The organism is Lentilactobacillus hilgardii DSM 20176 = ATCC 8290, assembly GCF_000159315.1.
In the GTDB taxonomy this organism is placed as follows: Bacteria; Bacillota; Bacilli; order Lactobacillales; family Lactobacillaceae; genus Lentilactobacillus; species Lentilactobacillus hilgardii.
Window position 1 is genome coordinate 714,608 of record NZ_GG669992.1, and the last position, 22,176, is coordinate 736,783.

A 22,176-nucleotide genomic window follows, 5' to 3' on the forward strand; every position below is an offset into this window, starting at 1 on the left:
CTAGAACAAACGTGCGGAAAAAGACGCTTTGATTCCGGAGTACAAGGAGCTAAATTCAATATTCCTTGTTTTGGGGTATTCTATCGGTTGCCCAGCCGCTGTGTTTAAAGAAACTTAAATTGTCTAAGTATTTTTAGTTGACCGGGATATGATATACTTTTGGTACTGATCCATAAAACAGGTTATCATGATCGATTTTTGAAGGGCAAATGGACTTGTTCCGATTAGCTCAGCACATTGAATAAGAAACGAGGCAATTAATTGAGCGAAACAACCATTACTGAATTAATCAATCAATATGGCTATTTGGCAGTTGCATTCCTAATTGCATTTGAAAATATATTTCCACCAATTCCATCTGAACTGGTCCTTGTCTTTACCGGTTATTTAACATTAACCAATCATCTAACTATTTGGGGATCGATTATAGCAGCGACAATTGGTGCCTATATCGGTGCGTTGGCTTTGTACGGAGTGGGGCGGTTGCTTAGTGTTGCCCAGATGGAAAAGTTGGTGTCCGGAAAAATCGGTCACATGTTGCGACTTAAACCGACTGATATCGAAAAAGCGGGTCATTATTTTAATAAACGTGGTGGTTGGGCAATTTTAGTTGGTCGTTGTATTCCGGTCGTCAGGAGTCTGGTTTCGATTCCAGCGGGAATGACGGCCTACCCATTGGCTAAATTTTCAGGATTGACGCTATTGGGGACTTTTATCTGGAATACCGTTTTAATTTTAACGGGCCATTATGCCGGTCATGCGTGGACAAAACTGCTTGAGATGATAGATCAGTGGCTGATTGTGGTGCTGGTGATTGCGGCTGTTATGGCTGCCTGTTATCTATATTACCGATTCACTAAATCTAAAGTTAAAAAATAAGCAAGAAGCAAACTTAAGATAATCTTTTAGGTTTGCTTTTTGCTTATTAATTTATATTTAAGACATTATTTGTTCACACAAAATTCACATATTTGCGACTGATTTTTGTTACACTATGATTATGCTATATTAATCTTTACTAATCAAAACGATAAGGAGAAATGTGATGAAATGGTATGATAAAAGTGGTGACGCAATCTTTAAAGCGTTAAGCACCAGCCGAATGAATGGACTAACGGATAGACAGGCCCAGAAACGACTGGCGGAATTTGGTCCTAATCAACTGAGGACAAAAGAAAATGATCCAGGATGGAAGCTTTTCTTAAGAAGTTTCAAGGAACCTTTAATTATTATTTTGCTGGTTGCCACCGTTTTGGCGCTTGCAAGTGCAGTTTATGATTTTAATGTGACGGGGGATCACGCTCATGCAATGGCTTCTGTGTATGAAGCCGCTGCTATTTTGATTATTGTTTTAATTAATGGTGGCTTGACCTTCCATCAAACCCGATCGGCTCAAAAGTCGTTGGCTGCCTTGTCCAGCATGCGACAGCACCATATGAACGTGCTGAGAAACGGTTCGTGGGAATCGATAGCTGCCGATCAATTAGTTCCCGGAGATGTTGTGACTGTTAAGTCCGGTGATTTTATTGAAGGAGACCTACGTTGGGTCAAGGTGTCCGAACTACAAGTAGGCGAGGCTCATTTAACCGGCGAGTCCGAAGCCATTAGTAAGACAATCGTTCAATTACCTGAGGACACCGAACTCGGGGATCGAACCAACATGGGGTATTCCGGTTAAATGGTCGTTAACGGTAATGGCATCGGCGTCATTGTTGAAACCGGGATGAGTACAGAACTGGGACGAATTTCCGATTTGATGCAGGATATTGGTGAAACAAAGACACCTATTGAACAATCGGTTCATAGCTTAAGTAAAAAATTGATGTTGTTGGCAGGGATGATTATTCTACTGACAATCGGGTTTGATCTTGTTAAATCATTGATGGATAACGGTGCTATTTCAGTTGGGGATTTGGCCGGAACATCATCCACGGCAATTGCGATTGCGGTGGCTTCGATTCCGGATGCCATGCCGGTGGTGCTTTCAATCGTCTTGACCATTGGTGCCAAAATGTTGGCAGATAATAAGGGGTTGATTAAATCATTGAGCAGTGTGGAAACACTTGGGGCAACAACTTATATTGCGTCTGACAAAACTGGAACCTTGACCAAGAACGAAATGACCGTTACCCGTTTTCTGACTAATGGACAGGTTTACCAGGTTGAAGGAAAGGGGTATACACCGGTTGGCGATTTTATTAAAACAAACGGAGAGCCCGGAAGCCGGAAAGATTTTCTCCGATTACTCGAAGTAGCGGTTTTGAATAACGAGGCTGAAATCAAACCCGACGAAAAGCAAAATTGGCGACCGTTCGGGAATCCAACCGATGTGTCATTGGTTATGCTGGGTGCTAAACAAGGGATTAAACGAGACGCTTTGTTGGAAAACCAAGCCGGTCATGATGTTGATATTATTCGAGTGTTACCATTTGACAGTACTCGGAAGATGATGACGGTCGTGATTAAAGAAAATAACGACTATTACAGTTTGACGAAAGGTGCGCCGGACGTTGTTGCTTTAAGAACAAAGTCGGTTTTAATGAATGGTATCGTAAAAAAAGATGAAACTGTTGAAGAAGAGATTCAGCAGACAGTTCTGGATTTTGCTGGGGATGCCCTGAGGACCATTGCGCTCACGCAAAGAAAAGTGACGAAAGATCAAGCTCTGAATGCTTCCGCAGACGAATTGGAGAAAGATCTATGTTTTGTTGGCTTGGTTGGCATTATTGATCCGCCAAGAGAAGAAGTGAAAGCATCCATTAAGAATCTTTCCGATGCATCGGTTAATGTTGTGATGATTACGGGAGATCATGCAGAAACGGCTAAAGCAATTGCCAAACAGTTGGGCATTATCAAACGGGAAGATGCAAGAGTCATCACTGGTCGGGAATTAGAAAAAATGACCGATGAACAGTTAAGCAAACTTGCGTTGGATACCCGGGTTTATGCGCGAGTAACCCCTGCGCATAAGCAACGCATCATCAGGACGCTTCAAGCGCATCAACAAGTTGTTGCAATGACTGGGGACGGCATTAATGACGCACCGGCATTGAAAGCAGCAGACATTGGTATTGCGATGGGAATCAACGGAACGGAAGTCACCAAAGATGCTGCTGATCTGATTTTGCTGGATGATCAGTTTACAACAATTGAAAAATCGGTTAAATTCGGTCGAACAATTTTTTCGAATATTTTAAATTTTATGCGGCATGAATTAACGACCAACGTTGCGGAAGTGTTGTCACTTTTATTGGGCGTTTTCTTAGTTACCTCCCCAATCGGTGAAGTCTCGGAAGTGACGCCGACACTAACCGCTTTAATGGTATTATGGGTTAACATGATTAGTGATTCGTTACCATCTTTTGCCTTGGGTTACGATAAACCTGAAGCTGATTTGATGAAACAGAAGCCACGAAATACACGGCAATCCATTTTAGCAAATGGCATGCTGACCAGGGTATTGCTTCGGGGATCCGTTATGGGCGGACTGGTTTTCTTAGCATTTATTTGGGCAGCTTCTCAAGGATACTCGGTTGCACAAAGTCAGACGATTGCGTTTTTAACATTGGTATTTGGCCAGCTATGGCACGTTTATGATGCTAGAAGTGCTAAAACACTTTTTGATCGCAATCCGTTTAGCAACTCCAGGTTAACGCTGGCTGTTGGCTTTGCGGCAACGTCATCAATTTTGGTTACCCTTATTCCATTCTTCAATAATGTGATGGGGACGGCACCGTTAACCATGCCAATGTACCTTGGTATCATACTCATTTCTGCAGTTCCAACATTTGTGCTTTCAGGAATCAAGAAACTGGTGATCAAAATGAGACCTGATCGAAACAATGAGCAACTGGACGCCGCCTGATCATCATTGATACAGATCAATGGGTCCGATTTGCTGATATGATGAGCATCATTGGTCGTCTTAATTCATCACGCATTTCTTGACTTTTAGCCAGCATTTCTTTAGTTGGAGTGGGTTCATTGATTTGATTTAATGTAAAATCGTGATTGAGCAGGGTATTTAAATAGGTGGCCACTGTTCGATGATATTTTTGAACAGGGAACCCGAGAAAATCCGTGGTTCGTTTACTTTGATCGAAGTAGTGATCGACCGGCCAGTATTTGGGACGGCCATTTGAGTCCATCATCCATTCTTCGTGTCCTTCAGCTGTGAAAATGGGGTGTTCGACACTCATGATCAACTGACCATGAACATTTAAAGCGCTATGAATTTTTTCGATTAATGCACCGTAATCTTTGATATAGTGGATAGCCAGCGAACTGATGATGACATCGAATTTAGCTTCAAGCTGGTCGATTGCCATCATGTCCATAATATGATAATGAATGTTGGGCTGAGTGGTCATGTCTTGTGCCTTGTCAATCATCTTACCGGATGCATCGATACCAACGACTTCTTTGGCACCATGATCGGCTGCATAACGACAGTGCCAACCATAGCCGCAACCAAGGTCTAAAACGGTCTTTCCCGTAAAGTCCGGAAAGAGTTTGCGCAGTTCGTGCCATTCTCCCGCTGCACTTAGGCCGTATTTTGAGCGGGGCATTTGACTGTAAGCTTCAAAAAAGGATTGATCATCATATATATCTGTCATTGAAAGGCCTCCATAAATTAAAATCTTACTATCATCATATCCCAAAGCCATGGGTTAGCCTAAACCATGAAGAATTTCTCTGATTGGGAAATTGCAGCGGATGTATACGCTACAGTAGTTCAATGTTTGGATGCGACATTATCTTTTTATTATATCGCCTGAAAATTAAAAAAGGATCTTAAGGCAAGTAAGTGAAGTTTTGTCTTAGGATCCTTTTTAAAATTAATATCAAAAGCATCATGAGTTCAATAACCTATGCTGCCGTTTCATCAAATACCAACCGATCATCGTAAGGACCATTGAAGCGATAATTGCCAGCCAAAACATCTGTTGGTAAGCTTGTTGAGCTGTCGCGTAAAAAGCCCTTAAAAGTTGATGTCGATTACTACCGGTCATTTGCTGAAGACCGCGGTAATACTGTTCAATGGACGTGTTCATTTGAATGCTGCTGAATCCGCTTTGAATAATCGTTGCGTAAATGATGGGGGCAATCGTAATACCGATTTGCCGACTAACGGACAAAGTCCCAAGGGCAACACCATTGTCCTTTTTACTGGCAACTTCGGCCATCAATACGGATAATGGCGCTCCCATTAACATCCCAAAGCCAATCCCGGCGATTGTTGAAGACAAGATAAACCAAAGCGGATTGGGACTTAAATAAGCAATTAGGCCAAATCCGACTGTCGATAAAGATCCGGAGATAACAATTGTTTTGGTTGAGCCAAATTTAGAAGTCAACGACCCGCCAACCGCTGCACCAACGACTGAACCCAATCCGATACCACTCATCCAAATCCCACTATTATCAGCTGAAATGCCATAACGCTGTTCAACGAAACTTGGGATGAAGACAAAAATTCCGATTAAAGCCCCGGACAAAATGCCCATTAATAGTGTTAAAACAAATCCTTGACTGCGTAATAACTGGTAAGGCAGAAAGGGATCCACCTGATCTGAAACCCGCTTTTCAACTCGAATAAACATGATAAACAGAATAATGCCTAAACCAATCAAGCCCCAAACCTGGATTCTCAACAAGCTTCCAACTAAAGCATTGCTTTGCAGGTTAGTGATTGCCAACATAAAGCTTAAAATACCCAGGCTTAATAGAACCAACCCTTTAAAATCGATTGTTTTGATGCTGCTGGCTTTTGTCTCCGGAATAACCAAATAGCCGCTAATAATCACGAATAATGCAATCGGCAGATTAATTAAGAAGAGCCAATTCCAGCGGCCGGTCATATTTAAAATCAAACTTCCAAGATTCGGACCCACTACCGAAGCAATTCCATTAACCGCACCCAGTGCACCAAGCAGGCCACCCTGCTTGTCTTTCGGATATGTTGATAATACGTGACTGGAGGCAATGATAAAAATCCCACCGCCACCAACTGACTGAATTAATCTGGCAGCTAAAAAGAAAATGAATGATGGACTCAGCGCCACCAGTAATGATCCAAGCGCAAAGATACTAATTTCAATCAGGAATAGTTTTCGTCGACCAAATTTATCGGCCAGCTTGCCAATAATCGGGGTGGAAATTGCCATTCCCAGCGTGTAGCCTGTAATTCCCCACGTTCCTTGAACCTCACTGACTTGAAATGAATAATTGATTGTCGAAAGCGCACTGGCAATAATGCCGTTATCCAAAGCCGACATAAACACGCCGATAATCAAGATGATCATCGCAAAAGTTGAATGCCTTTTTCCCATGAAATAATTCCTTTCTTGAAGCAATTTAATTAATGAAAATTTTTCAATTTACACGCCGATTCCAATAATCATTCCCACAATATACGGAATCAACCAAAATAGCCAAACCAACAAGCTGAATTTATGGAACTTACTTTTAGCTTTTTCTGTTCCTTTAATTAGAACATAGATCGCCCATAATAAGTGAAATGCCATCAAAATAATTGCGGCCATCCCCGTTATCTGATGCAAAGAGAAATTAGCAGTTGCTCCATTCTTGGCAATTGCAGACATAATTGTCGTCCCGATTGTATCAAAAAACAGTCCAAGGCCGAACATCACAACGTGTTTGATCCTTAACGATCCGGAATGCCGCTCCGAAAACACACCAATTGTGTAAAAAACAAATGCCAAAGTAATTGTAACGATTGCCAAAATTAATTTAATTGTCATGGTTGTTTCCTCCAATTCGTAAAAACTAAGAATGTCACTAAATTGACATCTTTATCAATGTGACATTGTGTCACTAATTCATCTTAGAAACTATATCACAAAAATGACACTGTGTCACTAAAGGCGTAGACCCGGCAATTGCAGGAATTGGAAGAAGCCGATATTATTGTCCGAAAAGTCTATAATCAGGTACCTCCCAAGGTTGAATACTATTTATTGGATGAAGGGAAAACATGACGCGATTTGTTGGTCACAATGTCTGTGTGGGGTGAAAAGCAGGTTAAGCGACTACAGGCAACAAGCAAGAATTCACAAAGGGGACTCAATCAATTTTTTGATTGAGTCCCCTTTTGTAACAATGAGTATCTAATTAAAAGGCATTATTCTCTTGTGAATCCTTACCTGACATGAGTTGTTGATAATAAGCCAAATCAATTGTGACGGTTGTTTTGATATCGCCGCTTTTTGATAAAACAATAATATTGTCTAATGGTGTTGGCGTTGGGAGTCGAGGCTGATCAACCAAGGTCGTTCCGATAAGATTTTTTGCCTTATCAAGGGCCTGTTGCTTTGTAATTCCTTCGGTCCAGGCACCATTGATATCCGGAATTTCGACACTGTAGCCGATTTCTTCATGATGCAGAATAATAGAATAGATTAACTCGTTTGTGCTTTCTTTGACCATTGTGAAACCTCTTTTCAGTCAAATAGTAGGCAACGTTTTTATTCCATTATAGTGAATGATGCTTAAATCGACTAGGGGTTATGGAAACTTTCTTGAATTAATTATCAACTGAATAAATGATCCGTTTTAGCCTTGGTATCTGTCCCGCTGAGATGCTCAAAAAATAGGCGATGCCGACTGGCAAACGAATCGATTAAGAGGTCCACCAAGATGAACAAAAGGACTAAGGAGGTGACCACAATACCCCAATGAATCATTGAGAGTTGTGACAGTGGTGCGGTGCCTGTTAAATTTAATAAGGAAGAGTCGGCCCAAAAGGTGCCACCGATTACACCATAAGAAATGACATTTCTCAAAATAACCTGATACCATTTGGCTTGATTACCGAATTTGTTAGTTACTCGAATTCGGACAAGCTGCATGCCGAATGAACGTTGAAAAAAGACTTCGGGGATAATGACAAGGATAAACCAAGCCATAAACGTTTCGACCCAATCATGACGTTGAATAATCAACGCAATCAGTGAACTTAATATTGAAATTAATATCAGGTCGATTGCCAACGCGGTCAATCGGCGAACGGCGGAGACACTGTGACTATGTGAAAGCGTGTGGGATTGAACACTTTCTCTGGAGGGCAGAACTTTTCCAAGCCAACCGGCTATCCAAAAGCCAAGAAGCCCACCGGTTGTGTTTAGAATTAAATCATCAACGTCGAATAAGCGATAGGGACGGGAATAGATACCATAAAGACCTGTGTATTGAGTCACTTCGAAAAATAAAGAGAGGCAGAAACTCATCAAAAAAGTTTGCTTCCAGCTTCGACGAAAATAGTAGTGGAGATAAAAACCGAATGGAACGGTTAAAAAAATATTAAATGCCGGTTGAATAACGGTTGGCGCCTTCAGCGCTGCTAACCAGGTTCCGGGATGAAAGAGGGAAAATGGATTGTATTTAAAAAATTCTATGATAAAAGTAAATGGAATGAAGTTGTGTGTGGGTGTTTTTAATTGATTAACGAAACTTTGAGTGGGTAAGGGCAGGATGATCAAAAAATAAGCACACATGATATAAAACACAAATGTATAGAGCATAAAGATGTTCCATTTGGGAAGGGCACCATAGCGGTGATAATTAACTAACAGAATTGGAAGTGTGATCAGGATTGCCAAGAATGGAAATAAAATAACGGCGGTATAAATAACACTGACATATTGCGACATAGATTTCTCCTAGACTTTAATTTCTTTGATTTTAACCTGATAGGTGAGGTTGGGCGCCTGAATTGTGACGATTTCACCAGTATGATGATTCAAAAGGGCAGCACCGATTGGGGATGCAATAGAAATTTTTCCATCGTCAATATCCACTTCGGGAGTGCCGACAATTTGATAGGTTTCGGTTGACTTGTCATCGAGAAATTCGAAGGTGACATATTTGCCCACTTCTACATTGTCGTTGTCGGATGGCGTGTAAATCTTTGAATATTGTAATTCTTTACGTAAAAAGCGAAGCCGGCTTTCCAAATGACGAAGATCACGTTTTGCGGCACTATATTCGGCATTTTCTGACAAATCGCCAAGCGCTCGTGCGTCAGCCAAACTTTTGATTTTAATGGGCCGGTCATTTTCGAGCTGGTTGATTTCATCTTTAATTTTTTGATAGCCCGCTTTGGTTATTTTATTAAAATACGGTTCCAAAGAATCACTCCCCGTTAATATAGTCTAATGATAATTTTATAACAGTTTGGCAGAGAGGCACAATAAAATTCAAAAATGCCACAGATAAAAGCAGATAAATGCGATGCAAATGCTTGAAAAGCGTTTATATGCAATCTTTTTTAGCTAAAATTTGACGTCTTTCATTACAAAATGAAGGGCGCTTTTGTCCGTTGCTACGGTATTCTGTCTTAAATATTACTAAAATTGCTTTTGTTTTAACACTCTTGTAATTTTCTAGACACCTTCGTGTAAATCCGACAGTGTATATTCATAGTCGTTGATTAATTACGGAGGGAAATAGTTATATTATGAATTTAAAGAAATCTATCGTTACATTAATGATGGCACTTACAATGTTTGGGACATTCCAAGTAGCCGCAACCCAAGAAATCGCAAACGCACAAACAACTAGTACTTCAGCAACTTATAAATCAAATCTATCAAAAGCAAACCTTGCCGCTAAAAAGTGGATTGCCTATCATGAATCACGGGGCTCATATTCTGCACGTAATGGTCAATATGTTGGCCGTTACCAGTTAAGTTCATCATATTTACATGGTGATTACTCGAAAGCTAATCAAGAAAAGACTGCTGATCGTTATGTCAAAGCTCGTTATGGCAGTTGGGTCAGTGCCAAGCATCATTGGCAAGCATATGGTTGGTACTAAAAAGATCAAACCAACAAAGTTATTTCTGAATAAGGTCAGAAGAGCAGTTAATCGGTATACTCCGGTTAGCTGCTTTTTTAGTATCCAGATGGCTTGTCTTTAAGTAGGGAAAGGCAAAAATATTCGTTATTTGTCTTGTTATTGAAGTATGTCAGCGTTATTATTCGGAAATGGCGTTGTTATTGTTAGAGTTTCATGGTAACATGACGTTATCACTTTAAACACGAATGAAAAGGGAGAGCATGATGAATAATGTTTCTGTTTCGGATAAGAAAACACCTATCCGTAATGCAATTTTAGGGTTTCAACATTTACTTGCAATGTACTCTGGCGATATTTTGGTACCATTGCTGATTGGTGGCGCGTTAAAGTTTAATGCAACACAGATGACCTACCTTGTTTCCATGGATATCTTCATGTGTGGGGTTGCAACATTGCTTCAAATCAGACGAACACCGATTACAGGGATTGGATTGCCGGTTGTTTTGGGATGTGCGGTTGAATATGTGGCACCACTTCAGTCGATTGGGAAAAATTTCGGGCTTGGCTATATGTATGGTGGTATTATTTGTGCCGGCTTATTTATTATCATTGCGGCTAAGCCATTTGCTCATATGCGTAAATACTTTCCACCAGTTGTAACCGGCTCACTGATCACATTAATCGGGTTTACGTTGATGCCGGTTGCCTTTCAAAACCTGGGTGGTGGTGACTCGACTGCTAAAGCCTTTGGTGATCCAACCCATTTATTCTTAGGATTCTTTACGGCTCTTATTATTATTATTTTGAACATTTGGGGACGTGGATTTTTAAAGCAAATTGCTATTTTAATTGGGATTTTGGTTGGTACGCTAACGGCATTGGCAATGGGAACAGTTGGATTTGAATCTGTCGGTCAGGCGCATTGGGCACAGTTACCACAATTCTTTTACTTTGCCGCACCTAAGTTTGAATGGTCATCAATTGCGACTTTAATCCTAGCTGCTTTGACTTGTATGATTGAATCGACCGGTGTTTATTTTGCATTAAGTGAAATTACCGGTCGTAAACTCGAGGACCGTGACTTGGAACATGGTTATCGTTCAGAAGGAATTGCCGCAATCCTGGGCGGTGTATTCAATACCTTTCCATACTCAACTTTTTCACAGAACGTTGGCATTGTTCAACTATCAGGCATAAAGAAACTGGCACCGATTTATTATTCAGCCTTCTTCCTAATGCTTTTGGGATTGATTCCAAAGTTTGGGGCGATTGCAACGCTAATTCCTGCGTCTGTCCTTGGTGGTGCAATGCTTGTTATGTTCGGCATGGTAGGGGCACAAGGAATTAAAATGCTGTCCAAAATTGATCTTAACAACAAAAATTTACTGATTATTGCGGTTTCAGTTGGCCTTGGTCTCGGGGTAACAACTCAACCCAATTTATTTCAATACTTACCAGCAACCGTTCAAGTTATCATGAGTAACGGAATGGTTGTCGGCAGCTTTACAGCCGTTATTTTAAATGTTCTTCTTAACCATACCGGTTTGAAAGATAAAGTAGAAGAATAAAATAAAACAAATAAGAACCAGCTAGGCACTGAGATTTCTCGGCGTCCAGCTGGTTCTTTTGTTTAACTTTTAGATGGTTAAACTATTGATAACTGTCATATAGCTTTTCAAAGTTAACCGTTCCCAATCCTGTTGCTTGATTATAAATTTTTCCAGGCTGACCTGTGTAATAAAGATTGGAGTTATTGGTGGTGCTGTCCATTACTGTAAATGGATTCTTATCTTTATCCTGTGCCAATTGGTAAATCTGGGTATTCCAAAGGCCCATTCGTTGACCTTTACCACTATTCATGACTGCAGTTGCACCGTTGAATTGTGGTGCGACAAAGCTGGTACCACCGGTAACCTGCCAGCCACCCAGTGCTTTATCATAAAGATCATATCCGGTCAATGGATCAGCGTTCGCGGACACATCAGGGTAGTTTCGACCATAATCTGTCCCACTCACTAGAACAGGGTTCATTCGCGGCTGCATCAGATTTGAGACGTATTGACGGGCGTTAAAGGTATTAACACCGGGAACGCCTTCCTGGTATTGAGGCGTGTTGTAGAGGTGGCTGATGCCACCGCCACCGCCGGCCATTGCGTATGAATATAATTTAATGTTATTTAACAGATCATGACGACCCTTGGCGTAGGCGTTGAACATATAATCGCCACCCCAAGCACGTTCCTTATCAACGGAGACTTTGATGCCTTTTTTTATCTTTTTACTGAAAGGCAATGTCGTTCCCCCAGTTGTGGTAACCCATGGATTGTCTGCCGGGAAAAAGGCATAAGTACTATAGTTTGGAATGCTGATGGGACCGATTTTACCGCCGATCCCTTGTCCAAGTGCACCACTATCTCCGGAAGCAACGAATGTCGAAACACCTTGAAGGGCGCCTTGCGCCATCACGATATTCATGACTTGTCCATAAACGGGTGTCAGCATTTTATTATTCTTCAGATAATGCGTCATGTACTCATTAATTCCCCAACTTAATGAAAGGGAACCGGCTTTATTTTCATCAAAGGCGGTTGCAAATACATTCACCATACCGACATCACTGAAATTCGAGTGGTAAACACGGACGTTGGCTTTAGGCGCGATTGCTCCGGCTTGCTGGGCATCAACCGTTGTTTCTATTTGAGACAATGCATCGTTGGTAGGCTGGCTGGACGGGCTTGAAATCTTCTTGATACTAATTCGATTAGGATTGCTGTTAACACCTTCACTTTTCCAGAAGTGGGTGACATCAGATTTCTTGAAGCCGGCAAATGAGATGATTCCAACAGTTTGTCCCTGGCCTTCATACCCTTTATCATAAAGCGGCTGAAGTTGGTATCTGTCCGAAAATTTGCTTGGTGCATATTTCTTTTCGGGCTTTTTGACTTTCTTCTTGTTCTTTTTAGCCAATCCTCCAGCCCTGGTATTTAAGTTGGTAATTCCTAAAACTGTCAAGACATTGTCTGCCAATTCAGCAGGCATTTTTGGCTTTTTACTGGAAAATTGGACTGGATTATCATGGTACTTTGCAGTTTCGAGGTTTGTAGAGAAAGCCTTGTTGATGTTCTTAGCGGATCCTGAAACCTTAATGATCAATCCGTTACTGAAAACATGACTCTTCAAATGATATTTGGCCAAGTATGGTTTATATTGGCCGGTAACTTTAGCAGGCTGACCAAATTTTGCCCGAAAACTTGATGGCGTGTAAAATTGCTTGAAATTCGGTTTACCTGGCGTATTGACGTTATAAATCTCATCAGTAAGCTGACTTTGGTTCTGTGGCTTCAAAAAAATATCCAGCTGAACATGTTGTTTTGGAGAAACTTTTTTCTTTGCCATTAGTTTCTTTAGGATCTTGTTGATGCCATAAGGATCACTGCCTGCACTCTTCTTCTTTGAAGCTGCAGAAGCTGATGGTGTCAACATTAAAAAGACGGCAAGACCGGTGAGACCTGCCAATAATATTTTTTTCTTCTTCAAATTACTCATATCCTTCCTGTGAAAAATCTCCCCCGCACTTGATCACCCCTGATTAAGTGTCATAGTCACCTTTCAGAATAATATTCCCTCAAATTCCTTCAGTGAGATGCATGCTATGTATCAAATAAGTCTCTGAGGATAGTGCGAAAAATGAACAATTTTTTGATTGAATTTAAATTGCCAATCCTCCCCAAAGCCTTGACGTGATTGATCATGACTCCTTCCTAATCATTGTTAGGGTACTCTGAATAGCACACTATGTCAATAATGTTACATAAATATGAATTTTATGTGACGGAATTTGTGAAGATTGTTATTAAAATCAGGAAGATAATAATTAATGACAAAGGGGGATACTTCGTGGGGTTAATCGGTTACATAGTTAGAAAATAAAAAAAGAACATGCTATTTTGCAACTTGCAAAATAACGTGTCCCTTAATCATAAATATTGAATTTTTATTGATTATCGACCGGGTGTATATTCTTCAACCACCTGAGAAATGATTTCCAATAAATCATTAATAGGTTCGGAAGTTTGTTTGGTCTTCATGTACGTAATTCCAAAATCAGCAGTTAAAGCATCGGAAGGAATACGGACAACATTAAGTTTCTTCTTTTGGTCTTCGCTGACAAACGGGTCGGCAATGAACATTTCAGGTGCGATTGTGACGCCCAGTGCGTTAATAGCAAGGTTGGCTGACAAATGAATATCAGGAACTTCCAAGCTATATTCAGGAGAGACACTCAGGTCACTGAGATAATTGTTAACAGCTCGTTGATAATAGTCCTGTTGTGGGATACCAATAAATGGTTCACCGGATAACTTGCTAAAATCAAGGCTTTGATAATCGACCTCATATTTACCTGCTTGGAATAATGAAGAAGATTCCGGAATAATGAATACAAGTGGAATTTTTGCCACTGGTTGGTATTCAACCTTTGGATTTGAAAGGGGTTGACCAACAAAAAAGTCCAAGGATCCTGACAAAAGGCGCTTTTCAGCATCTCTACTGTTCATGCGAATCACTTGTGCATGAATTTTTGGATATTTGTGAGAGAATCTAATCAAGATGGGTTCATAAATATCATTAGATAAGATGTCGTTTGATGCAATAGTCAAGTGACCATACTTAAATTCTGAAAGGTGTGTCATCTCTCTGTCCAAATTAGCGCGGAGACGATTTTCTTCTTGAAGGTAAGATAATAATTTCTCACCTGCATAAGTTAATTGAATCGGATGAGATGATCGGTCAATCAATCTGACTCCAAAATTAACCTCGGCATTTTTTATTACCCGACTGATATAGGGTTGTGTAACAAATAATGCTTGAGCTGCCTTTGACATGTTACCCTGAGCCTTAATTTCTTCAAGAAACGAAAGTAATTTGCTATTCATAATATTTTCTCCTTTAAGGACCTTTCATATACGCTACCAGCCTTTATTTACATATTGATTATATGTCATTTGATAGGCAGATGCATGCATAATGACTTATCGACTTATTAAATCATAGTGGAAAGTCAATAAAAAGTATACCAAGTTGTAATAAGCTAGTAAAGTAATAATTGCAACTGCCCGTGTAGATTTAATGAAACTTAATATCTTAAAATGATTACTATAATGTACTAACATAAAAATATGATTTTTTTGCAAACAAAAAGTGAAATCTTTATGTAGAATGGTAAAATTGAGTCAATTATTTTATGCAGGAGGAACGGTGCTTATGAGGATTGAACAATCTCCGGAATTTCAAATTCATTTGCAAAACTTACGTAGTAAGGAACCGTTATTTTTGGAAACTATCTATAATGTAGGTAATGGTCATTTTGGCGTCCGTGATTCTAATCCGCTTCAAGGAAATAACCTGGATTATATCGGGTCGCCGGGATTATTTATTAATGGCTTTTTCGATTACAATGATGTTAGTTATGGTGAAAAATATACCGGATATCCTGAAAATGATCAAATTATTAATCGGGTATTTGATCCAAGATATATCAGAATCAAAGTTGCCGATGAGGATTCAGCCATTGATCATTTTACGGTGGATAATATTGATAAAAACCTGGATATGCAAACGGGGCTGCTGCATGAAATGTTTTCAATCACAACACCTGAGAACCGAAACTTTAATCTGGTAGTCGAAAGTTTTTCCAGTCTAAGCAAACTAAATGTATATGGGATACGTTATTCGATTATCCCGACAAACTTTGATGAAGACGTTGAGATTATTAAACTGCACAATTATGTGAATCAGGCTACACATCAGCAGAATGAAGATGTTCGGGTAAGCCAGAGCATTGGTGAGATGCAGTTGGACTTTATCCCTGATAATGGTCAGCCGAGTTATTTGATTACTACTTTTCGAAGCCAGCAAGGGATTATTTTGACGTTTCAGGCTAACGAAAATGTTGCTCCGGATCCTAAAATCGACTATTTCAAAGATGAAAACAATCAGTATGGCTATCGAAGCAAGTATCACGCCAAAAAAGGCAGTGAGAAAAACTTTGAGTTCTTATTTGCTATTGGCGATATTCATCCTTTAGTGAACGCAAGGGTATACGCTGATCAGTATCTTTCGGCATTGGATAATTATATTCGAGGGACATCGTTTCAGTCGGAATTAATGGCTTCTGCTCAAGTTTGGCAAACTTTTTGGCTCCATAGTGATGTCAAGATCGATGGCGATCCACAGATTCAACTGTGCTTGCGGTTTAACCTCTTCGAACTGAATCAATCGGCAGGTCGTGATGAGAACACCAGCATCCCTGCAAAGGGACTGACTGGAAATGGCTATGGTGGTCACTTCTTCTGGGATACCGAAATGTTTATGCTGGCTTTTTTCACGTACACACAACCGCAAATAGCTAAAAAGCTTTTGATGTTTCGGTACCATACTCTAAATATTGCCAAGCAGCAAGCGAGTGAATTCGGTCTGCCTAAAGGGGCAATGTATGCTTGGCGGACCATTAACGGGTACGAATCGAGCTCATATTGGTTAGCTGGGATGGCACAATTTCATATTAACGCTGATATTGCTTTTGCAATAGAACAGTACTATACGATTACCGGTGATGATGATTTTCTTAAAAAATATGGATTTGAAATTATTTTGGAAACTGCCCGTTTTTGGATGCAGTATGGTAATTTTACGGAGCTTGATGGGAAGCACGTTTTTGTCATTAACAAGGTGACCGGCCCTGATGAGTATAGTGCATTAGTTGATAATAACTACTATACTAATGTGATGGCTCAATTCAACCTGCGCTTAGCAATTAAGTATGCTGAAAAGTTTAAGGCGACTGATATAACGAGTCGATTGAATGTTTCCGATAAGGAAATTGACAGAATGAAGCAGGCGGCTGAATTAATGTATCTTCCATATGATAAGGAAAAGAACGTTAAATTGCAGTTTCAGGATTTCGAACAGCTGCTGCCAATGCACCTTGATCAGATCGATCAGAGTTTGTTCCCGTTACTGCTTCATTATCATCCCTTAATGCTTTACCGTTATCAAGTCAACAAGCAGGCAGATACAATTATGGCTGATATTCTGTTTCCAAAGGGGAATACCAAGGAACAGTTAATTGCCGACTACGACTTTTATGAACCGATCACGACCCACGATTCAAGCTTGTCAAAAGCTATGTATGCCATTGCAGCATCGCGAGCCGGAAAGAAGGAGCAATCCTATGATTTCTTCTCGCAAGCCGTAAAGACAGACCTGTTGGATTTGCATCATAACACCCAGAATGGCATTCATGCCGGTAGCTTGGGAGCAGCGTGGCAGGGCGTTGTTTACGGTTTTGCCGGCGTCGTTAATAACGCGGAACATGGAGCCAAAGTTACCTTCGGCTTGGAATTCAATTAAATTTAAGCTTCGACTTCATAACAATGAGTGTTTATTTACGATTTATCAAAACGAGGTCCATGTTGAGCTGACAAGTGGTAAGGCTTGTGAGGTTTACGTTTATGACAAGAAGGTTCGAGTTACTTCCCAGCATGTTAAAGAAGTTTGCGAATATTAGTATAGATAACGATAGTCATTTCTTTATAGCCAAACCGCGCACTTTGTATTATGATTTGTTATGATGTAGTTATGCAATTAACTTGAGAATTTATGGATATTTAAGCAACTTATTTTCAATAGGGAAGGTAAAATCATGAAAAAAGACGTGCGGCAGGCTAAAATCGAACAAATTATTAATCAGTATACAATTACAACTCAAGAAGAATTAATGGAAAAATTAAGGTTGTCCGGAATTAACGTCACGCAAGCAACACTTTCACGGGACATCCGTGAAATGCAAATTGTGAAGCAGCCTGATAGCTCTGGCAATTCCAGATATATGATTTTTAAGTCAGGAAATCAAAATGAACTGGAACGGATGTACCGCATGATTAATGGAACGGTAACCGAAGTCCGGCAAATCGAATTTATCAACGTTATTCACACACAACCAAGTTATGCGAATCCACTTGCGGCCGTGATTGACGACCTGCACATGGATGATGTTGCGGGGACCTTGGCTGGGTATGATACGATCGTGACATTTTGCCCATCAGTCAAATCAGCTGAAAATATTAAGAACTTGTTCCTGAAACATTCAAATCCGGATTTGCTGATAACAACGGTGGATTAATTTAAAGTGTGCGAAGTCAGCCTGGGACAAGCCGGAGTACAACGCAAGCGGCAGGAAATTCCCATTTTTGGAATTTTGTGGCGATTGTTTTGTATGCAAGCTTGTGACTGACGGAGCAGTCCTAAGATATAGTGTGCGGAACAAAATAGTTTCAATTATTAACATAATAGATAAACCAAAAACGGGGGGAGTTGGTTCTCTCCGTTTTTGTTTAGCGTAATAACGCGTTTAATGTATGAAAATCCAATTGGAAAGAAGCAGCAAATCTCGGTAACCGCTTTCATAGCAAGCACTTTTGTTATTAAGCTGTTTAAAAGTATGTATTTTATTTGAAAAAAGTATGAATATTTTGCGAGCATAAAAAATATTTATTCCGTTTCAGATTAGAAAAAAATATGAAATATATGAAGAAGATGTGATATTATAGGGTGTAGGTAATTTTAACCAAACTTTTACTTTCTCATTTAATCATTTTAGTTTGTATAAAAAACCATAAAATTCCGTTTGTGAAGCGAATAATTAGCTAAATGCTTAATAATATTCATGGCTTAAAAAAAGCATGCTAATTTTGCTAAAAAATCGACATTTTCAATGCATGAAATTATACGATAGCGTTTACAAAACGGTTTATCATTAGGTATGTATTCAAGGGAAGAATGGAGGTTACACAAATGACAAGTCCAATTCATAACTACTCAGAAATCGGTAAGCTAAAGACTGTATTGTTGAAACGACCCGGTAGGGAAATTGAAAACTTTACACCTGACATGATGCCTCGATTATTATTTGATGACATTCCATATTTACCGATTGCTCAAAAAGAACATGATTATTTTGCTGACACACTTCGTGATAACGGTGTTGAGGTATTGTATTTGGAAAAACTATCGGCTGAAGCTTTGGATGCTGGTGGCGAAGAAGTACGTAATCACTTCTTAGAGCAAATGTTGACAGAATCAGGATATGCAGCAGGCAGCATTCATGATGCATTGAAAGAATATCTTGGCAGCATGAATAACCAAGACATGGTTGTTAAGATTATGGAAGGCGTTCGAAAGAACGAACTTGATTTTGTACCAAAGGATCTCGTAAGTTGTGCTGAAAATCAAGACTACGAATTTTATATGGATCCAATGCCTAACTTATACTTCACGCGTGACCCTTCGGCATGTATCGGGGATGGTTTAAGTATTAACCATATGACATTCGCTGCTCGTCAACGTGAATCATTATTTAATGAAACAATTATTAAATATCATCCACGATTCGCTAACAAGGGCATCCATGTATGGCGTGACCGTAACCACACCACCAGAATTGAAGGTGGGGATGAATTAGTATTAAACAATCACGTTATGGCAATCGGAGTTTCACAACGAACTTCTGCAGATGCTATTCAAGATATCGCCAAGAACCTCTTTAAAGATGGTCAGTACGATACAGTGATTGCTATCAAGATTCCTCATAACCATGCGATGATGCATTTGGATACTGTGTTCACAATGATCAACTATGATCAATTCACAGTTCATCCAGGTATTCTTGGCAAAGGTGGTCAAATTGATACTTGGACAATTACACCAGGTAAGAATGAAGGCGAATTAAACCTTCAACACGATACTGATTTGAAGAAAGTTTTGAAGACTGCCCTTAATTTGGACGACCTTGACTTGATTCCAACTGGTAACGGTGATCCAATTATTGCCGGTCGTGAACAATGGAATGATGGTTCCAACACATTAGCCATTGCACCAGGCGTTGTTGTTACGTATAACAGAAACTATGTATCTAATGAATTATTAAGAAAACACGGATTAAAAGTACTTGAGGTTATTTCAAGTGAATTATCTCGGGGCCGTGGGGGTCCACGTTGCATGAGCTGCCCAATTGTCCGTGAAGATCTTAAGAAATAGCGTGCGGAGCTAAGCAGTATTACTTAGCGGAGCAGTCCTAAAGTAGTTTCAAACAAAGTTAGTACCCAAAAATCACATCAAGGAGAATTCGATATGACAAAAGATTTTAGACAAAACGTATTTCAAGGCCGCAGCGTCCTTGCTGAAAAAGATTTTTCCGCTGCAGAATTGGAATATTTAATTGATTTCGGTTTACACTTGAAAGCTTTGAAAAAAGCAGGCATTCCTCACCATTATTTGGAAGGAAAAAACATTGCCCTATTGTTTGAAAAGTCATCAACTCGAACTCGTTCGGCATTCACTACTGCTTCTATTGATTTAGGTGCTCATCCAGAGTATTTGGGTCAAAACGATATCCAACTGGGTAAAAAGGAAAGTACATCAGACACTGCTAAAGTACTTGGCAGCATGTTTGATGGAATTGAATTCCGTGGATTCAAGCAAAGCGATGCTGAAATCTTAGCTAGAGATAGTGGTGTTCCTGTTTGGAACGGTTTAACCGATGAATGGCATCCAACTCAAATGTTGGCTGACTTCATGACTGTTAAGGAAAACTTTGGCAAACTTCAAGGCTTGACCTTAACATTTATGGGTGACGGCCGTAATAACGTTGCTAACTCATTGTTAGTTACCGGTGCTATCTTGGGTGTTAACATTCATATTGTTGCACCAAAGGCCTTATTCCCAACAGAGGAAACTCAAAACATTGCTAAGGGCTTCGCTGAAAAATCAGGTGCCAAACTTGTGATTACCGATGACCTTGATGAAGGACTTAAGGGATCCAACGTTGTTTACACCGATGTGTGGGTATCTATGGGCGAAAGTAACTGGGAAGAACGTGTTAAGGAATTGACACCTTACCAAGTTAACATGGAAGCTATGAAGAAGACAGGTACGCCTGACGACCAATTAATTTTCATGCACTGCTTACCAGCATTCCATAATACTGATACTCAATATGGTAAAGAAATCAAAGAAAAGTACGGTATTACAGAAATGGAAGTTACTGATGAAGTCTTCACCAGTAAATATGCTCGTCAATTTGAGGAAGCAGAAAACAGAATGCACTCAATCAAGGCAATGATGGCAGCAACTTTGGGTAACCTATTCATTCCTAGAGTTTAGAAACAAGCTCAATAATAGAAGAATAATAAACCAAGAAAGAGAGGGTCGGCGACAAACACGAATAGTCTGTCCCCGGCCTTTCTTATTTAAAAGGTCTATATTTAACTGAAACAGGAGGGAAAGACATGGGACGTAAAATCGTAGTTGCACTTGGCGGAAATGCCATCCTTTCAAAGGATGCTTCGGCCGCTGCACAACAACAAGCGTTGATGGATACAGCAAAACATTTGGTGAAATTTATCGAGAACGGGGATCAATTGATTATTTCACACGGTAATGGTCCACAAGTTGGTAATTTATTATTGCAGCAGTCTGCAGGTAGTACCGAGGAAAACCCGGCAATGCCGTTGGATACAGCTGTTGCAATGACCCAGGGAAGCATTGGTTATTGGATGCAAAATGCCATGAATCAGGTACTGAAAGAAAAAGGGTTGAATAAAACGGTTGCCACTGTGGTGACTCAAGTTGAAGTCAGTGCGGATGATCCGGCATTTACCAATCCAACAAAGCCAATTGGTCCATTCATGTCAAAGGATGAAGCAGATCTGGCCAAGAAGGAAAATCCTGATTTTACGTTTGTAGAAGACGCAGGTCGTGGCTACCGACGGGTTGTTCCTTCACCAAAACCAATCGGTGTTGTAGAAACAGACGCAGTTAATACGTTGGTAGATGCAGGAATTGTGCCAATTTCAGTTGGTGGTGGCGGTATTCCGGTTGTCGCTGACGGAAATCAGTTATTAGGTCGAGAAGCGGTTATTGATAAAGATTTTGCCAGTGAAAAATTGGCCGAATTAGTTGGTGCCGACGCTTTGATTATTCTGACAGCCGTACCGAATATCTATGTGAACTTCAATAAGCCAAACCAAAAGAAGTTGGAACACGTTTCGGTAAACGATCTTGAAACGTATATCAGCGAAAAGCAGTTTGCTCCTGGAAGTATGTTGCCAAAAGTTCAAGCTGCGATTGATTTCGTAAAAGCAACTGGAAATGAAGCAGTTGTGACTGCCTTGGACAATATTGAGGGATTTGTTAACGAAGGGTCTGGAACCGTCATCACAAAAAAGGTGAGGCAACAGGCATAAATAAGTGTGCGGATCAAAGCGGTTATCGTTCGGAGTGTAAGGCATTCTTTTCGG

General features: G+C 40.1%; 17 protein-coding genes and 2 pseudogenes. 11 read left to right on the forward strand and 8 right to left on the reverse strand.

What is annotated here, in order from left to right; genetic code table 11:
• Nucleotides 1–261: 261 nt before the first annotated feature.
• Complete coding sequence (locus tag HMPREF0519_RS03230; RefSeq protein WP_003634616.1) at nt 262–879, forward strand: DedA family protein; 618 nt, start codon at nt 262–264, stop codon at nt 877–879.
• A 166-nt stretch (nt 880–1,045) separates the two neighbouring features.
• A pseudogene (locus HMPREF0519_RS03235) lies at nt 1,046–3,865 on the forward strand (cation-translocating P-type ATPase).
• Between the two features lie 16 nt (nt 3,866–3,881).
• Here HMPREF0519_RS03235 and HMPREF0519_RS03240 read toward each other — a convergent pair.
• The 3 genes from HMPREF0519_RS03240 to HMPREF0519_RS03250 all read right to left on the reverse strand — a co-directional run bounded on the left by HMPREF0519_RS03240 (nt 3,882) and on the right by HMPREF0519_RS03250 (nt 6,764).
• Nucleotides 3,882–4,616 carry a class I SAM-dependent methyltransferase gene (locus HMPREF0519_RS03240; RefSeq protein WP_040472646.1) on the reverse strand — a complete coding sequence of 245 codons (735 nt, stop codon included), beginning with the start codon at nt 4,614–4,616 and terminating at the stop codon, nt 3,882–3,884.
• A 237-nt stretch (nt 4,617–4,853) separates the two neighbouring features.
• The gene (locus tag HMPREF0519_RS03245; protein ID WP_003634624.1) at nt 4,854–6,332 is read right to left on the reverse strand and encodes an MFS transporter; all 1,479 of its coding nucleotides are present in this window, start codon (nt 6,330–6,332) and stop codon (nt 4,854–4,856) included.
• 48 nt (nt 6,333–6,380) lie between these two features.
• Nucleotides 6,381–6,764, reverse strand: coding sequence for an HsmA family protein (locus HMPREF0519_RS03250; RefSeq protein ID WP_003634627.1), 384 nt, complete (start codon nt 6,762–6,764; stop codon nt 6,381–6,383).
• Between the two features lie 129 nt (nt 6,765–6,893).
• On the opposite strand from HMPREF0519_RS03250, the pseudogene HMPREF0519_RS14275 reads away from it, so the two are divergent.
• Nucleotides 6,894–7,106 (forward strand): annotated as a pseudogene (locus HMPREF0519_RS14275) (winged helix-turn-helix transcriptional regulator); the annotation flags it as partial.
• A 28-nt stretch (nt 7,107–7,134) separates the two neighbouring features.
• Here the strand turns inward: HMPREF0519_RS14275 and HMPREF0519_RS03255 are convergent.
• From HMPREF0519_RS03255 to greA, 3 genes are all read right to left on the reverse strand, one after another.
• Nucleotides 7,135–7,449, reverse strand: coding sequence for a type II toxin-antitoxin system HicB family antitoxin (locus HMPREF0519_RS03255; protein WP_003634630.1), 315 nt, complete (start codon nt 7,447–7,449; stop codon nt 7,135–7,137).
• 104 nt (nt 7,450–7,553) lie between these two features.
• Entirely contained in the window at nt 7,554–8,672 is a 1,119-nt protein-coding gene (locus tag HMPREF0519_RS03260) for a VanZ family protein (protein ID WP_003557484.1), read from the reverse strand.
• Between the two features lie 9 nt (nt 8,673–8,681).
• Nucleotides 8,682–9,149, reverse strand: a complete 468-nt coding sequence (gene greA / locus HMPREF0519_RS03265) for a transcription elongation factor GreA (RefSeq protein WP_003634632.1) — start codon at nt 9,147–9,149, stop codon at nt 8,682–8,684.
• 329 nt (nt 9,150–9,478) lie between these two features.
• Between greA and HMPREF0519_RS03270 the strand changes: the two genes are divergently transcribed.
• Nucleotides 9,479–9,838 (forward strand): aggregation-promoting factor C-terminal-like domain-containing protein, encoded by a 360-nt coding sequence (locus HMPREF0519_RS03270; RefSeq protein WP_003557492.1) that lies wholly within the window; start codon nt 9,479–9,481, stop codon nt 9,836–9,838.
• Between the two features lie 245 nt (nt 9,839–10,083).
• Complete coding sequence (locus HMPREF0519_RS03275; protein WP_225429183.1) at nt 10,084–11,388, forward strand: nucleobase:cation symporter-2 family protein; 1,305 nt, start codon at nt 10,084–10,086, stop codon at nt 11,386–11,388.
• Between the two features lie 82 nt (nt 11,389–11,470).
• On the opposite strand, the gene HMPREF0519_RS03280 is transcribed toward HMPREF0519_RS03275, so the two are convergent.
• Nucleotides 11,471–13,366, reverse strand: coding sequence for a S53 family peptidase (locus HMPREF0519_RS03280; protein WP_003634636.1), 1,896 nt, complete (start codon nt 13,364–13,366; stop codon nt 11,471–11,473).
• Nucleotides 13,367–13,821: 455 nt separating this feature from the next.
• Nucleotides 13,822–14,754 (reverse strand): LysR family transcriptional regulator, encoded by a 933-nt coding sequence (locus HMPREF0519_RS03285; protein WP_003557498.1) that lies wholly within the window; start codon nt 14,752–14,754, stop codon nt 13,822–13,824.
• A gap of 328 nt (nt 14,755–15,082) precedes the next feature.
• Between HMPREF0519_RS03285 and HMPREF0519_RS03290 the strand changes: the two genes are divergently transcribed.
• The 6 genes from HMPREF0519_RS03290 to arcC all read left to right on the forward strand — a co-directional run bounded on the left by HMPREF0519_RS03290 (nt 15,083) and on the right by arcC (nt 22,122).
• A complete protein-coding gene (locus HMPREF0519_RS03290; RefSeq protein ID WP_225429123.1) occupies nt 15,083–17,230 on the forward strand; it encodes a glycoside hydrolase family 65 protein in 2,148 nt (715 codons plus the stop codon).
• Nucleotides 17,193–17,387 carry a glycosyl hydrolase family 65 domain-containing protein gene (locus tag HMPREF0519_RS14280; protein ID WP_003634642.1) on the forward strand — a complete coding sequence of 65 codons (195 nt, stop codon included), beginning with the start codon at nt 17,193–17,195 and terminating at the stop codon, nt 17,385–17,387. Before HMPREF0519_RS03290 ends, HMPREF0519_RS14280 begins: the two co-directional genes overlap by 38 nt.
• Before the next feature lie 135 nt (nt 17,388–17,522).
• Entirely contained in the window at nt 17,523–18,002 is a 480-nt protein-coding gene (gene argR, locus HMPREF0519_RS03295; protein WP_003557505.1) for an arginine repressor, read from the forward strand.
• Between the two features lie 671 nt (nt 18,003–18,673).
• Nucleotides 18,674–19,915, forward strand: coding sequence for an arginine deiminase (gene arcA, locus HMPREF0519_RS03300; RefSeq protein WP_035462225.1), 1,242 nt, complete (start codon nt 18,674–18,676; stop codon nt 19,913–19,915).
• Between the two features lie 93 nt (nt 19,916–20,008).
• Nucleotides 20,009–21,040: an ornithine carbamoyltransferase gene (gene argF, locus HMPREF0519_RS03305; RefSeq protein WP_003552004.1), complete on the forward strand. Its 1,032-nt coding sequence runs from the start codon at nt 20,009–20,011 to the stop codon at nt 21,038–21,040.
• A 125-nt stretch (nt 21,041–21,165) separates the two neighbouring features.
• A complete protein-coding gene (gene arcC / locus HMPREF0519_RS03310; protein ID WP_003634647.1) occupies nt 21,166–22,122 on the forward strand; it encodes a carbamate kinase in 957 nt (318 codons plus the stop codon).
• Nucleotides 22,123–22,176 lie beyond the last annotated feature (54 nt).

Excerpts from the sequence above, each read along its gene's own strand:
- HMPREF0519_RS03245 (WP_003634624.1), bottom strand. The coding sequence starts at position 6,332 with ATGGGAAAAAGGCATTCAACTTTTGCGATGATCATCTTGATTATCGGC.
- HMPREF0519_RS03270 (WP_003557492.1), top strand. The coding sequence starts at position 9,479 with ATGAATTTAAAGAAATCTATCGTTACATTAATGATGGCACTTACAATG.
- argR (WP_003557505.1), top strand. The coding sequence starts at position 17,523 with ATGAAAAAAGACGTGCGGCAGGCTAAAATCGAACAAATTATTAATCAG.
- HMPREF0519_RS03280 (WP_003634636.1), bottom strand. The coding sequence starts at position 13,366 with ATGAGTAATTTGAAGAAGAAAAAAATATTATTGGCAGGTCTCACCGGT.
- arcC (WP_003634647.1), top strand. The coding sequence starts at position 21,166 with ATGGGACGTAAAATCGTAGTTGCACTTGGCGGAAATGCCATCCTTTCA.
- HMPREF0519_RS03285 (WP_003557498.1), bottom strand. The coding sequence starts at position 14,754 with ATGAATAGCAAATTACTTTCGTTTCTTGAAGAAATTAAGGCTCAGGGT.
- HMPREF0519_RS03240 (WP_040472646.1), bottom strand. The coding sequence starts at position 4,616 with ATGACAGATATATATGATGATCAATCCTTTTTTGAAGCTTACAGTCAA.
- argF (WP_003552004.1), top strand. The coding sequence starts at position 20,009 with ATGACAAAAGATTTTAGACAAAACGTATTTCAAGGCCGCAGCGTCCTT.
- HMPREF0519_RS14280 (WP_003634642.1), top strand. The coding sequence starts at position 17,193 with ATGGAGCCAAAGTTACCTTCGGCTTGGAATTCAATTAAATTTAAGCTT.
- HMPREF0519_RS03275 (WP_225429183.1), top strand. The coding sequence starts at position 10,084 with ATGAATAATGTTTCTGTTTCGGATAAGAAAACACCTATCCGTAATGCA.
- arcA (WP_035462225.1), top strand. The coding sequence starts at position 18,674 with ATGACAAGTCCAATTCATAACTACTCAGAAATCGGTAAGCTAAAGACT.
- HMPREF0519_RS03250 (WP_003634627.1), bottom strand. The coding sequence starts at position 6,764 with ATGACAATTAAATTAATTTTGGCAATCGTTACAATTACTTTGGCATTT.
- HMPREF0519_RS03255 (WP_003634630.1), bottom strand. The coding sequence starts at position 7,449 with ATGGTCAAAGAAAGCACAAACGAGTTAATCTATTCTATTATTCTGCAT.
- HMPREF0519_RS03290 (WP_225429123.1), top strand. The coding sequence starts at position 15,083 with ATGAGGATTGAACAATCTCCGGAATTTCAAATTCATTTGCAAAACTTA.
- HMPREF0519_RS03260 (WP_003557484.1), bottom strand. The coding sequence starts at position 8,672 with ATGTCGCAATATGTCAGTGTTATTTATACCGCCGTTATTTTATTTCCA.